Consider the following 12,156-nt stretch of genomic DNA (forward strand, 5'->3'; position numbering starts at 1 on the left):
GCGACACCCCTACACGGGGCGTTCCTCCGGAGCGTCCCCGACGTGGACGTGCGCCGGGCGCTCGAACCCATCGGCGGCTCGCCGCCGAGCCTCGACGATCCGCCCTCTGGCTGTCGGTTCCACCCGCGCTGCCCCGCCGCGGAAGCGGGGCTCTGTGACGGCGCCGCGCCGCCGACGGTCGGCTTCGACGACGGGGACGACGCCGAGCGCCACGAAGCGACTTGCCACGGCTACACCGACGCCCACCCGGGCGGCGACGCGTTCGATCGGGACGCCGTCGACTGGGTCGAGCCGGCTGCCTCGGAGGTGGACGAGTGAGCGACCCCCTGCTCTCGGTCCGCGAGCTGAAACGCCACTACCCCGTCCGCTCGGGGATCCTCAAGCGAAAGACGGGCGCGGTCCGGGCCGTCGACGGCGTGAGCTTCGAGCTCCGGCAGGGGGAGACGCTCGCGATCGTCGGCGAGTCGGGCTGTGGGAAGTCGACGCTCGCGGAGACGGTGATCGGGCTGGACGAGCCCACCGCGGGCGAGGTCGTCTTCGACGGCGCGTCGCTCGCCGGCGGCGTCGACAAGTCGTTCCGTCGGCGAGTCCAGATGGTGTTTCAGGACCCGTTCTCCACGCTGAACGAGCGCATGACCGTCGGCCGCCTCGTCGCCGAACCGCTGGTGATCCACGACGAGCGCGAGGACGACCGCGCGGCGTACGTCCGGGAACTGCTCGAAACCGTCGGGCTCGACCCCGTCCGCCACTACGACGCGTTCCCGCACGAACTCTCCGGCGGGCAGCGCCAGCGCGTGGGCATCGCGCGGGCGCTCGTGCTCGACCCCGACCTCCTCGTCCTCGACGAGCCCGTCTCGGCGCTCGACGTGAGCGTCCGTGCGGGGATCCTGGAGCTGCTCCGGGAGCTCCAGGCCGAGCGCGGCCTCACGTATCTCCTGATCAGCCACGACGTGAGCGTCGTCCGGCAGGTCGCCGACCGCGTGGCGGTGATGTATCTCGGCGAGTTCGTCGAACTCGGCGAGCTCGCCGGCGTGCTCGACGACCCTGCCCACCCGTACACGGAGGCGCTGCTGTCGAGCGTGCCGCGGGTCCGGGCCGAGCCGGCGCCCGACGAACGCATCCGCCTGCCGGGCTCACCGCCCGATCCCGCGGACCCGCCCGACGGCTGTCGGTTCCACCCCCGATGCCACCTCCGGGAGCGGCTCGACGACGACGCCGCGGCCCGGTGTGTCGCCGACGAGCCGACACTCACCGAGCGGGGCGACGGCGGCGACCCCCGACAGAGCGGCGACGGCCGGACCGTTGCCTGCCACTTCCGGCCGGCGGACGAGTAATTACCAGCAAGCATCCCACGAAGTAGGAATTATTAAGCGACTGCATCCGTTACGATGGTGTATGACCGACCGAGTCGCGACTACACTGGGACTGTACCCGCTCCCGGACTGGGCGAAAGACGAACTCTCGAGCCTCAAAGGCCACCAGAAAGCCGACCTCGTCGACGGCAGCGAGGGGCCGGAGGTCCGTGCGGCCTACGAGCGCGTCCGCGAGGAACTGATCGACGACCAGCGCGAGGCCGGCCTCGACCGGATCGTCGAGGGGCAGGGCCGCTGGGACGACTGGCTCGCCCACCCGCTGGCGGTGCACGACGGCGTCGAAACCGGCGGCATCGTGCGCTACTACGACAACAACAACTTCTACCGCGACCCGCGGGTCGTCGACGACCTCGCCGCCGACGGGGGCGACGTGGCCGCCGAACTCGATGCCGCGACGGCCCTCCTCGAGGACGAGGAGTCCCTCCAGGCGGTCCTCCCGGGCCCCTACACGCTCGCCGACCTCGCGACCGACGAGTACTACGGCGACGACGCCGAGTTCCTCGCCGCGATCGCGGAGTTCCTCGCCGGCGAGGTCGAGGCGCTCCCCGAGCACGAGACGCTGTTCCTCCTCGACCCCTCGCTGGTGACTGATTCGCCCGAGGGCGAGGCAAACGAGCGCGTCAGCGACGCGGTTGACACGGTCGCGGCCGCCACCGACGCCGACGTGGTGCTCCAGAGCTACTGGGGCGCTCACGAGGAGAAGACGTACGCCCACCTGATGGACGCCGACGTGGACGCGTTCGGCTTCGACTTCGTCGCCGGCGACCGCGACGCCCACCTCTACAACGTCACCGAGTACGGCACGAAAGACGCCATCTCGGTCGGCCTCGTCGACGGACAGAACACCGCCGTCGAGAGCCCCGAGACAGTCGCTGAACGCATCGACTGGGTGACCGAGCAGATCCCGAGCCAGACGTTCGACACCGTCTACGCGACGCCGAACACCGAACTCGCCTACCTGCCCGTCTCGACGTACCGGGAGAAGCTCTCGGTGCTCGGCGAGGCGGTTGAACTGGCGCCGGAAACGGAGGTGAGCGCCTGATGGCCCGCGACGCCGCCAACCGCGAGCAGTTCCGCCCCGACGACCACGACCACGAGCACTTCCTGCTCACCAGCGTCGTCGGCTCCTACCCCAAGCCGACGTGGCTCAACCGTGCCGACGACCTCGTCGACGATCCCGACGCCTCCTTCGACGAGGCCGACCTCGAGGAAGCCCACGACGACGCCTGCCGCCTCATTACCGAGGAGCACGAGCGAACCGGCCTCGACACGGTCGTCGACGGCGAGATGCGGCGCAACGAGATGGTGGAGTTCTTCGCCGAGCGCATCGACGGCTACGAGTTCAACGGCCCCGTGAAAGTGTGGGGGCACAACTACTTCCACAAGCCGAGCGTCGTCGAGGAAGTCAGCTACGACGAGCCGTGGCTGGTCGACGAGTTCGAGTTCACCGACGCCGTCGCCGAGCGCCCCGTCAAGGTCCCGATCACGGGTCCATACACGCTCGCCAACTGGGCGTTCGACGAGCACTACGGCGACAGTGAGGCGCTCGCGTACGACCTCGCGGACCTGGTGAACGAGGAGATCGAGAAGCTGGTCGAGGCGGGCGCCCGCTACATCCAGATCGACGAGCCCGCGCTGGCGACGACGCCGGACGACCACGCGATCGTCGGCAGCTGTCTGGAGCGCATCGTCGACGGCGTGCCCGACGAGGTCCGCGTGGGCGTCCACGTCTGTTACGGCGACTACTCCCGGATCTACCCCGAACTCAACGAGTTCCCCGTCGACGAGGTCGACCTCGAACTCTGCAACGACGACTACCAGCAGATCGAGACGCTCGCCGACGGCGAGTTCGCGCCCGACCTCGCGCTGGGCGTCGTCGACGTGCACGACGCCGAGGTCGAGAGCGTCGAGGAGATCAAGCAGAACATCAAGCAGGGGCTGAAGGTGGTGCCGCCGGAGCAACTCACCGTCTCGCCGGACTGCGGGCTGAAGCTGCTCCCCCGCGAGGCCGCCTACCAGAAGACCGAGAACCTCGTCACCGCGGCTCGCGAGGTCGAGGCCGAACTCGACGCCGGCGAGATCGAGGTGCCGGCTCGGGACGCCCCGACGGCCGACGACTGAGCGGTAGTGTTCAGATAAGCTGGTTCCATGCGAAGGCGAACGCTTGAAGCCAATTTTCGACAGTATCTGCTTCGGCATGGCTGAAACAGTTTGAGAACTGGTTAGTTCGTCGTTTTAGTTCTCGAAAGACACGTTCGACGCTATTCCGATTACCGTGTTTTTCGTATCGGTAATCGAGGCCATGTCGGTGGAGTGCTGCTTGCAGCCACGGTGCAGAATCGACGAGAAAGACTGCGTCATCGACGAGATGTTTCTCGCGGAGTTCGGAGAGGAACATCTCGGTAATCGCTTGATTTCTCGTCGGAGAGAGCTTGACGTGCAGCAAGCGGTTCGTGTCGGTATCGACAGCAGCGTACAGCCAGAACCGTTCATCGTTGAGTTGGATCACGGTCTCGTCAACCGCGACGTGATCCGGATTTGCACCGCCAAGCGGCTGTAAATCGGCCTTCTGCACCCAGTTGTGAACGGTCGTTCGACAGCGTTCGACACCCAACCTATCGAGAATCGAAATGGTATCCGAAAGTGATAATCCAGCCAGATGGAGTCGGATACCGAGCTTCATCGCGGGCTCGGGTGTCGCCTCTCGCTTCACAAAATCTAACTCGAAGCAGTCGCTACCTCCGTTGAGGCGGGCGATTTCGAGCATTGACCACTCACAGATCGTCCCGCCTCACTCTTCATCCTTATCTGAACACCGCCGCCTTTCGTAGAGGGAAGGTTCTTAAGGTGTTCGACGGTACGACGAGGTATGGGACTGTTCGACCGACTCCGGGGCGAGAGTGACCCCCGAGTCGTCTTCCTCGGTATCGACGGTGTGCCGTTCAGCCTACTCGACGAGCACCCTGACGAGTTCCCTAACTTCGCCGCGCTCGCCGACGAAGGCAGCGCCGGCCCGATCGACAGTATCGTTCCGCCGGAGTCGAGCGCCTGTTGGCCGTCGCTGACGACAGGAGTCAACCCCGGCGAGACCGGCGTGTACGGCTTCCAGGACCGCGAGGTCGGTACGTATGACACCTACGTCCCGATGGGCCGAGACGTGCAGGCAACCCGGCTCTGGGACCGCGTCGCCAACGACGGCCGCGACGCGACGGTGATGAACGTCCCCGTGACGTTCCCGCCCCAGCGCAACGTCCAGCGCATGGTGTCCGGCTTCCTCTCGCCCAGCGTCGAGAAGGCCGCCTACCCCGACGATCTCCGGGACTATCTCCAGTCGATCGACTACAAGATCGACGCCGACGTGAAGCAGGGCCACGAGGAGGACAAGGAGCCGTTCATGCAGGACGCCCACGAGACGCTGGATAAGCGCTACGAGGCGTTCACCCACTACCTCGAACAGGACGACTGGGACCTCTTCTTCGGCGTGTTCATGACGACCGATCGCGTGAACCACTTCCTGTTCGAGGACTACGAGCGCGACGGGCCGAACAAGGACGCGTTCATGGAGTTCTACCGGCAGCTCGACGAGTACATCGGCAACATCCGGGAGATGCTGCCCGACGACACAACGCTCGTGGTCGCCTCGGACCACGGGTTCACCAGCCTCGACTACGAGGTCCACCTGAACGAGTGGCTCGAGCAGGAGGGCTGGCTCTCGTACCAGGACGACGATCACGAGGAACTCGGCGACATCGCCGACGACACCCGTGCGTACTCGCTGATCCCCGGCCGGTTCTACGTCAACCTCGAGAACCGCGAGCCCCGCGGGAGCGTTCCCGAGGCGGAGTACGACGCGGTCCGCGACGAGCTCAAGGCCGAACTCGAGGCGCTCGAAGGCCCCGACGGCCGGAAAGTCTGTGAGCGCGTCGTCGAGAAGCAGCAGGCGTTCCGGGGCGACCACGACGACATCGCGCCCGATCTGGTCGCGATTCCGAACCACGGGTTCGACCTCAAAGCCGGCTTCACCGGCGGCAGCGACGTGTTCGCCGACGGCCCCGAAACGGGATGCACAGCTTCGACAACGCCTCGCTGTTCATCGACACACCCGACGCCGATATCGAGGACTGCGACCTGCTCGACATCGCGCCGACGATTCTGGAGCTGATGGAACTGGAGTTCTCCCGGACGGAGTTCGACGGCGCCAGCCTGGTCCGGAACTAACCCCTCGGCTCCCGAAAGCGGCATACCCCTGCCGCCATACCCTCCGCCATGGAGTACGAGGAGCCCAAGTTCTTCGAAGTGATGGGCTACGTCGGCGACGCCGAACGCGACGTGATCGACATGGTCAGCGGCAACCCCGACTGGGAGCCGCCGCAGGCGCTCCGGGAAGGGCTGCAAGAGTACGCGACGTTCGAGCCGGATCGGTTCCAGTACCCCCCAGCGACGGCACCGCGGCGCTCAAAGCCGAGATCGCCGAGCGCCGCGGCGTCGACCCCGGCCGGATCGTCGTCACCAACGGCACCGGGGAGGCGAACTACCTGGGCATGGCGGCGGCGCTGGAACGAGACGCCGGGGACGAGGTGCTCCTGACCGATCCAGTGTACCCCTACTACCCGGGGAAGACGCGGATGCTCGGCGGCGACGCGACGTTCGTGCCCGCGAACCGGGACGGCAGCCTCGACGTGGACGCCTACCGCGAGGCGATGGGCGACGAGACCGGGCTGGTGGTGCTCAACACGCCGAACAACCCTACCGGGGCGGTGTACGATCACGCGAAGGTGGCGACGATCGTCCGGCTCTGTGAGGAGCACGACGCCGTCGCGGTCGTCGACGAGGTGTACGACCACTTCGACCTCTCGGGCACGTTCGAGTCCGCGCTCACGATCGACTCCGAGCACTGCGTCGTCACCTCGGGGTTCTCGAAGTCGCTGGCGATCACGGGGTTCCGTGTCGGGTACGCGATCTTCCCCGAGTGGCTCGCCGAGAACGCGAAAGCCCGCCACATGCTGGTCAACGTCGCCACCACCCGACCGGGGCAGTACGCCGTCCTCCGCGGGCTCGAGGGGCCGACGCGGCCTACTACGAGGCCGCCCGGGAGCTGATCCGCGAACGCGTGGACACGTTCACCGAGGCGCTCGACGCCGCCGGCGCCGAGTACACCCGCCCGGACGGCGCCTTCTACGTGATGGCGCGCTTCGACGACTACCCTGGGACGATGGCGAACGTGAAGCGACTCATCGACGAGGCCGGCGTCGCCGGCATGCCAGGTGAGGGGTTCGGTGAGGCGTACAGCGACTGGCTCCGCTTCGCGTTGGTGACCCCCGCGTCGAGGAGGCCGCCGACCGCCTGGCCGCGTTCTTCGCCTAACGGAGCGCTCGCCCACTCAGCGGCGGTTTCTCGCTCCGCCGACATCCGGCCAGTTGTCGGTGTCTCGTGAGCCCGTAAACCGTATTTCGAGATAGCGAACGGGGGCCGGTGCCGCCACACAACGCTCAAGCGCCCTCGGCGAGAACGCCCGGCCGTGTCGACCCGCGAGGAGAAACGCGAACTCGGCCTCGAACTGCTCGCCCATCTGGAGGACGAGGAGCTCTCGCTGGCCGAGACGATCGATCGGCTGGAGGCAGTGACGACCAGCCCCTCGCTCACCCGGGAGATCCTCGACGACGCCGAGAAGCGCGGGCTGATCGAGCGGGAGGACGGTCGCCTGCGCACACGCACGGGCGGGACGTTCGTCCGGATGGGCAGTGACGTGGTGCAGCGGGAGGGTGACTACGACTGCCGGCGCTGTGGCGCGAGCATCTCGACGGGCCACTTCGTCCAGTTCGAGAGCGGGGAACTGGGGCCGTTCGGGCCGTCGTGTATCAGAAAAGTGCTCGGACGGGAGTAGCTACCAGGCCGACCAGGCGCTCGTCTTCTCGTCGCGGCCGAAGACGCGCTTGATGTCCTTCGCGAACGCGAGGTCGCCCTCGTGGTCGAGCTTCTTGTGGCGGTAGTCGTCGGCGACGGCGTCGCGGAGCTGGAGGCTCTGGACCTCGAACTCGTCGTCGCCGAACTCGTAGGTCTTGCCGACGACGAACTCGAAGTCGCCCGGCAGGAACGCCTTCGTGGACCGGGACTGCTCGTTGCGGCCGTCGCCCTCCTTCGGGTGGATGGTGATGTTCACGCCGACGTTGTCGACGACGCGGGTCCAGACCGTTTCGACTTCGTCCATCGTGGCGTGTTCGGTGCGGCGCTCGGGGCCGAGCTCGATGCTCGTGACCTCGACCTGCTGGATCGCCGCCTCGGTCTCGACGACGAACTCGTCGCCGGCCTCGATCTCCTCCTCGGCGACGGCGTTCAGCGTCGCCTTGTAGGAGTCGCCGTCCTGGGAGACCACCACGTCGACGGTGACCTCGTCGGGCGTCTCGATCTTCTCTTTGTGGACGTGGCCACACTCCGTACACCGGACCGTCGTCTGTCCGCCGGGACTCAGTACCTCGTGGACTGTCTCCTCGTGGGGGAACAGGAGGGACAGGGAAGCGGCAGGCGATCAGCAGACTCACTCATACCTCCGATTGCCGGTCGAACGGTTTAAAAGCGCGTGTTCGGGGGCGCCGTGAGAGGGAGGCGCGCGGTCCGGCGCTGTCCGGCTCAGGGGAGCGCCCGGAGCGCCGCCAGCATCTCGTCCAAGTCTTTGGTCGACGCCGCGAGCGAGAACCCGTCACGCTTCGCGAGGGCGGGGGCGTGGTCCCACACGTCTTCGGGCTCGATGCCGTGGAGGACGACGGCGTTCGGCGTCGGCGTCAGCACTCGCAGGGCGACCAGCGGCGACTCGCCGCGCGTCACCTCGGTGAACACGAGCGCGCGGTCGGTCGACTCGCCGTAGAGCCGGTAGAACTCCTCGCTCGACAGGCGGGTGATCGCCTCGATGCTGTCGATCACGGTGTGGCCGTTGACGTGCGTGGACTCGCTGCCCGCGAGTTCGGTCGCCCCGGTCGCCTCGTAGAACTCCGAGAGCGGGACGGCCCGCGAGTACTCCCGCAGGTCGTGGACGATGTCGCTCTCGAAGCCGGCGGTCACCACGCGAGCGTACTGCCGGACGTGGGCGCCGCCGCGGGCGGTGTCGATAGCGAGCAGCCCCTCGACCAGCCGTCGGACGACGCCGATCCCGGGGCTCTCACGGCGGCCGCTCTCGTAGTCGGAGATCACCGACGAGGAGACGTCCATCTCCTCGGCCAGCGCCGTCTGGGACACCTCGAAGTCGGTGCGCCACTTCCGCAGCGTCGCGCCGGGATCGTCCGAGAGGACCACTTCGCCGGCGATCCGGCGGGCGAGTCGGCGCTCTGCGTTCTCGGTCACGCGTCGGCGTGGGCGGGCCCGCGAGATAGGCGTGTCGGTGCGGCGCTTCGCCCGGCGTCGACGCTACTCCCCGAGCGTGACGCTCTCGTCGGCCGCCGAGCGCAGCGCGTCCGAGCGACCGTAGCTCCCGGGCGCGATCGCGAGCGTGCGGACCCCCTCCCGCCCCGCGAGCTCGAAGGCGGGTTTGAAGTCGGTGTCACGGGAGGCGACGGCGATCGTGGCGACGCGGTTCCGGAGCACGAACTCCGCGGCGTCGACGGCGAGTCGCACGTCCACGTCGCCGCTGGTGGTGATCACTTCGAACCCGTGGGCTTCCGCCGCCCGAATCAGGCTGCCGGGCGCCGCCTCGTTGAGGTAGAGTCGTGCGGCGACGACCCGACCGGAAGCGGCCGCGGCCGCACGCACGTCGTCCAGATCCACGTCGAACTCCTCGCGCAACACGTTCGGCCCATCGACGAACAGCGCGACCCCCTCGCGCCGGTCGCCCAACAGCCGCCGAACCCAGTCCATAGCCGTCCCTGCACCTCGCTCGTGATATCGGTTCCGGGAAGCGCCGGTATCTTCGATACCGCTTATAAACAAATGTATAAACTGTATTAGTTGAACGGTTTTTGAGCTATATTTAGACTAAATCAGTACAAATATATGTTGCCACCCTCGTTGTGTTTCTGCACTATGCCAGAGGATAGCGAACACGGTTGGCAGCGACGTGGCGTTCTGAAAGGGATCGGCGCGCTGGGCGCCGCCGCGGGACTCGCGGGCGTGGGCTCCGCGACGCCGGGGCGGGATCCGGGTCCCAAAGAGGGCGAGGTGCTCGTGGGCGTGTCGGCGACCGCTGACGGCGTCGCCGCGACCGTCGAGCAGTACGTGCCGGGCAACGCCGAGCTCGTTCACGCCAACGAGACGCTGCGCTACGTCGCAGTGAGCTTCCCCGAGCAGGCGAGCGACGCCGCTCGCCAGAACTTCGTCGAGGCGGTGACGCAGAAAGATCACGTCAAGTACGCCGAGGCGAACGCGACCCACGAGGCGCTCGCGACGCCGAACGACCCGCAGTTCGGCGATCAGTACGCCCCGCAGCAGGTCAACGCGCCGAGCGCGTGGGACACGACGTTCGGCGACTCCTCGGTCACCATCGCCGTCGTCGACACCGGGGCGCAGTACGACCACCCGGACCTCTCGGGCAACTACGCCTCCGACCCCGGCCGGGATTTCGTCGATGCCGACTCCGACCCGTACCCCGACGTACCGCAGGACGAGTACCACGCGACCCACGTCTCCGGCTGCGCGGCGGCCGTCGTGGACAACGGCACCGGCGTCGCGGGCCAGGGGAACTCCACGCTGATCAACGGCCGCGCGCTGGACGAGAACGGCAGCGGCTCCACCGCCGACATCGCCGACGCGATCGAGTGGGCCGCCGACCAGGGCGCCGACGTGATCAACCTCAGCCTCGGCGGCGGCGGGTACACTGACACGATGAAGAACGCGGTGAGCTACGCGACCACAAACGGCGCGCTGGTCGTCGCCGCGGCCGGGAACGACGGCTCCTCGTCGGTCTCCTACCCAGCAGCCTACTCCGAGTGCGTCGCGGTCTCGGCCGTCGACGACAGCGAGAACCTCGCGTCGTTCTCCCAGTACGGCGACTCGGTCGAACTCGCCGCGCCGGGCGTCGACGTGCTCTCGACGACGACCGAGACCCGCGGGAGCTACGAACGGCTCTCGGGCACCTCGATGGCGTGTCCGGTGGTCTCCGGCGTCGCCGGCCTCACGCTCGCGCAGTGGGATCTCTCGAACAGCGACCTCCGGAGCCACCTGAAGAACACGGCCGCCGACATCGGGCTCCCCGACACGCAACAGGGCAGCGGGCAGGTAGACGCCGCGGCGGCGGTCACCACCGAACCCGGCAGCGGCGACGGCGGCGGCGGCGGTGACGGCGGGTCGGGCGACTCCACGTCGTCGTCGGTCAGCGGAACTCTCGACGGCTACTGGGACTACGACGACTACAGCTACGGCTGGAACTACGACAGCCCCTCGCAGGTCGTGATCGAACTCGACGGCCCCAGCGACGCCGACTTCGACCTCTACGTCAACACGGGCACCACCGCGAACGCGACGCCCAGCGACTACGACTACGGCTCCTACACGACCGACAGCCAGGAGTCGATCACGATCGACAGCCCCGACGACTCGACGGCGATGCAGGTCGACGTGGACTCCTACAGCGGGTCGGGGAGCTACACTGTGACGATCACCGAGTACCAGTAGCGACCAGAAATCGCCGGGTGGGCGGAACCCGGCGGGCGGCCGGCGATGGTGGGTCAGACAGCCAACACACCGCCGGTCACCCGACGCCTTCTCTCTCGTACCGCATCCAGTGTTCGAGTTGTCGGCGATACCACGCCACGTTGGTGATGCCGCCGCACGTACTCTGGCGACACCCGTTCACACCCGAACGTTCGGGGACGGGCTTACTGCCCGACGGGATCGGGACCTCCGCAACCGTCGCTGGCGGTCGAGAGCCCCAGACCTATTAGCCGCCGCCGCCAACCCCGGTGTAATGGCGACCTGCGACGAGTGTGGCAAGCAAGAGAACATGCCGTACGAGTGCCGCCGCTGTGGCGGCACGTTCTGTGCGGACCACCGACTCCCGGAGAACCACGACTGTCCGGGGCTGGAGTGGGACGACCCGGTCGGCGTGTTCAACCAGGCCGAGGAGCGTGACGCCGGGGCGAGTCAGGGGAGCCGTGCCGGCCTCCGACGCCGTGCCCGGTCGATCTGGCGGAGCTACGTCCAGAACAACGCGACGTTCGTGTTCCTGCTGTTGATGTGGGTGACCTGGGTCACCCAACTGCTGGTCCGAAATCTGGTCTCGCCCGAGCTCGAGGCCACGCTGTTCGTGCTCCGCTCGACCCACCCGGAGTACGTCTGGACGTGGATCACTTCGGTGTTCGCCCACGGCGGTATCTTCCACATCGCGGCCAACAGCATCGGGATCTTCTTCTTCGGCCAGGTGGTCGAGCGCCGAATCGGCACCAAGCGCTTCGTGGCGCTGTTTCTCGCCTCTGGCGCCGTCGCCGGCCTCGCCCAGATCGGCGCGAGCATCCTGCTCTCGCCGGCGGTCGCGACCGGCGTCGTCGGCGCCTCCGGGGCGCTGCTGGCGATCATGGGCGTCTTGACGATCCTGAACCCCGGGCTCACGGTGTATCTCTACTTCTTCCTCCCGGTGCCGATCTGGGCGCTGACCATCGGCTTCGCCGCGCTGAGCCTGCTCCAGGGGTTCGGACAGGTCGGCGGCGGCGCCGGCATCGCCCACTGGGCCCACCTGGCCGGGCTGGCGATCGGGCTGATCTACGGGCTGTACGTCCAGGACCAGATCGAACCGCCCCGCCAACTCCAGTTCGGCGGCGGCGGCCCGGGCGGCCCCGGACGCCGGGGCGGCGGCCGGTTCTGA

Annotated in this window: 10 protein-coding genes and 3 pseudogenes; 9 read left to right on the forward strand and 4 right to left on the reverse strand. The window is 67.7% G+C overall.

Annotated features, from left to right (window positions below; all coding sequences use genetic code 11):
* Positions 1–42 precede the first annotated feature (42 nt).
* The 4 genes from SY89_RS17090 (at position 43) to SY89_RS04165 (ending at position 3,494) form a co-directional block, all read left to right on the forward strand.
* Positions 43–318, forward strand: coding sequence for an ABC transporter ATP-binding protein (locus SY89_RS17090; RefSeq protein ID WP_189319108.1), 276 nt, complete (start codon positions 43–45; stop codon positions 316–318).
* Complete coding sequence (locus SY89_RS04155) at positions 315–1,334, forward strand: ABC transporter ATP-binding protein (protein WP_080506587.1); 1,020 nt, start codon at positions 315–317, stop codon at positions 1,332–1,334. Before SY89_RS17090 ends, SY89_RS04155 begins: the two co-directional genes overlap by 4 nt.
* Positions 1,335–1,395: 61 nt before the next feature.
* Positions 1,396–2,415, forward strand: a complete 1,020-nt coding sequence (locus SY89_RS04160) for a 5-methyltetrahydropteroyltriglutamate--homocysteine methyltransferase (protein ID WP_054583267.1) — start codon at positions 1,396–1,398, stop codon at positions 2,413–2,415.
* Positions 2,415–3,494, forward strand: a complete 1,080-nt coding sequence (locus SY89_RS04165; RefSeq protein WP_054583268.1) for a methionine synthase — start codon at positions 2,415–2,417, stop codon at positions 3,492–3,494. The genes SY89_RS04160 and SY89_RS04165 overlap by 1 nt, the downstream gene beginning before the upstream one ends.
* Positions 3,495–3,504: 10 nt before the next feature.
* Here SY89_RS04165 and SY89_RS15715 read toward each other — a convergent pair whose 3' ends face one another.
* Positions 3,505–4,140 (reverse strand): IS6 family transposase, encoded by a 636-nt coding sequence (locus tag SY89_RS15715; protein WP_080506588.1) that lies wholly within the window; start codon positions 4,138–4,140, stop codon positions 3,505–3,507.
* A gap of 102 nt (positions 4,141–4,242) precedes the next feature.
* On the opposite strand from SY89_RS15715, the pseudogene SY89_RS04175 reads away from it, so the two are divergent.
* The 3 genes and pseudogenes from SY89_RS04175 to SY89_RS04185 all read left to right on the forward strand — a co-directional run bounded on the left by SY89_RS04175 (position 4,243) and on the right by SY89_RS04185 (position 7,257).
* Positions 4,243–5,591, forward strand: a pseudogene (locus SY89_RS04175) (alkaline phosphatase family protein).
* Between the two features lie 48 nt (positions 5,592–5,639).
* A pseudogene (locus SY89_RS04180) lies at positions 5,640–6,737 on the forward strand (pyridoxal phosphate-dependent aminotransferase).
* A 154-nt stretch (positions 6,738–6,891) separates the two neighbouring features.
* Complete coding sequence (locus SY89_RS04185; RefSeq protein ID WP_054583270.1) at positions 6,892–7,257, forward strand: DUF5830 family protein; 366 nt, start codon at positions 6,892–6,894, stop codon at positions 7,255–7,257.
* On the opposite strand, the pseudogene SY89_RS04190 reads toward SY89_RS04185, so the two are convergent.
* The 3 genes and pseudogenes from SY89_RS04190 to SY89_RS04200 all read right to left on the reverse strand — a co-directional run bounded on the left by SY89_RS04190 (position 7,258) and on the right by SY89_RS04200 (position 9,218).
* Positions 7,258–7,916 (reverse strand): annotated as a pseudogene (locus SY89_RS04190) (HVO_0476 family zinc finger protein).
* Positions 7,917–8,000: 84 nt separating this feature from the next.
* Positions 8,001–8,708, reverse strand: coding sequence for a helix-turn-helix domain-containing protein (locus SY89_RS04195; protein ID WP_054583271.1), 708 nt, complete (start codon positions 8,706–8,708; stop codon positions 8,001–8,003).
* Between the two features lie 63 nt (positions 8,709–8,771).
* Complete coding sequence (locus SY89_RS04200; protein ID WP_054583272.1) at positions 8,772–9,218, reverse strand: NYN domain-containing protein; 447 nt, start codon at positions 9,216–9,218, stop codon at positions 8,772–8,774.
* A gap of 165 nt (positions 9,219–9,383) precedes the next feature.
* On the opposite strand from SY89_RS04200, the gene SY89_RS04205 reads away from it, so the two are divergent.
* Both SY89_RS04205 and SY89_RS04210 read left to right on the forward strand, forming a co-directional pair.
* A complete protein-coding gene (locus tag SY89_RS04205; protein ID WP_054583273.1) occupies positions 9,384–10,970 on the forward strand; it encodes a S8 family serine peptidase in 1,587 nt (528 codons plus the stop codon).
* 292 nt (positions 10,971–11,262) lie between these two features.
* Entirely contained in the window at positions 11,263–12,156 is an 894-nt protein-coding gene (locus SY89_RS04210; protein ID WP_054583274.1) for a rhomboid family intramembrane serine protease, read from the forward strand.

The organism is Halolamina pelagica (genome assembly GCF_001307315.1).
In the GTDB taxonomy this organism is placed as follows: Archaea; Halobacteriota; Halobacteria; order Halobacteriales; family Haloferacaceae; genus Halolamina; species Halolamina pelagica_B.

Bases quoted from the DNA above. Each gene is read 5' to 3' on its own strand.
- SY89_RS04205 (WP_054583273.1), top strand. From the start codon at position 9,384: ATGCCAGAGGATAGCGAACACGGTTGGCAGCGACGTGGCGTTCTGAAA.
- SY89_RS04200 (WP_054583272.1), bottom strand. From the start codon at position 9,218: ATGGACTGGGTTCGGCGGCTGTTGGGCGACCGGCGCGAGGGGGTCGCG.
- SY89_RS04165 (WP_054583268.1), top strand. From the start codon at position 2,415: ATGGCCCGCGACGCCGCCAACCGCGAGCAGTTCCGCCCCGACGACCAC.
- SY89_RS04210 (WP_054583274.1), top strand. From the start codon at position 11,263: ATGGCGACCTGCGACGAGTGTGGCAAGCAAGAGAACATGCCGTACGAG.
- SY89_RS15715 (WP_080506588.1), bottom strand. From the start codon at position 4,140: ATGCTCGAAATCGCCCGCCTCAACGGAGGTAGCGACTGCTTCGAGTTA.
- SY89_RS04160 (WP_054583267.1), top strand. From the start codon at position 1,396: ATGACCGACCGAGTCGCGACTACACTGGGACTGTACCCGCTCCCGGAC.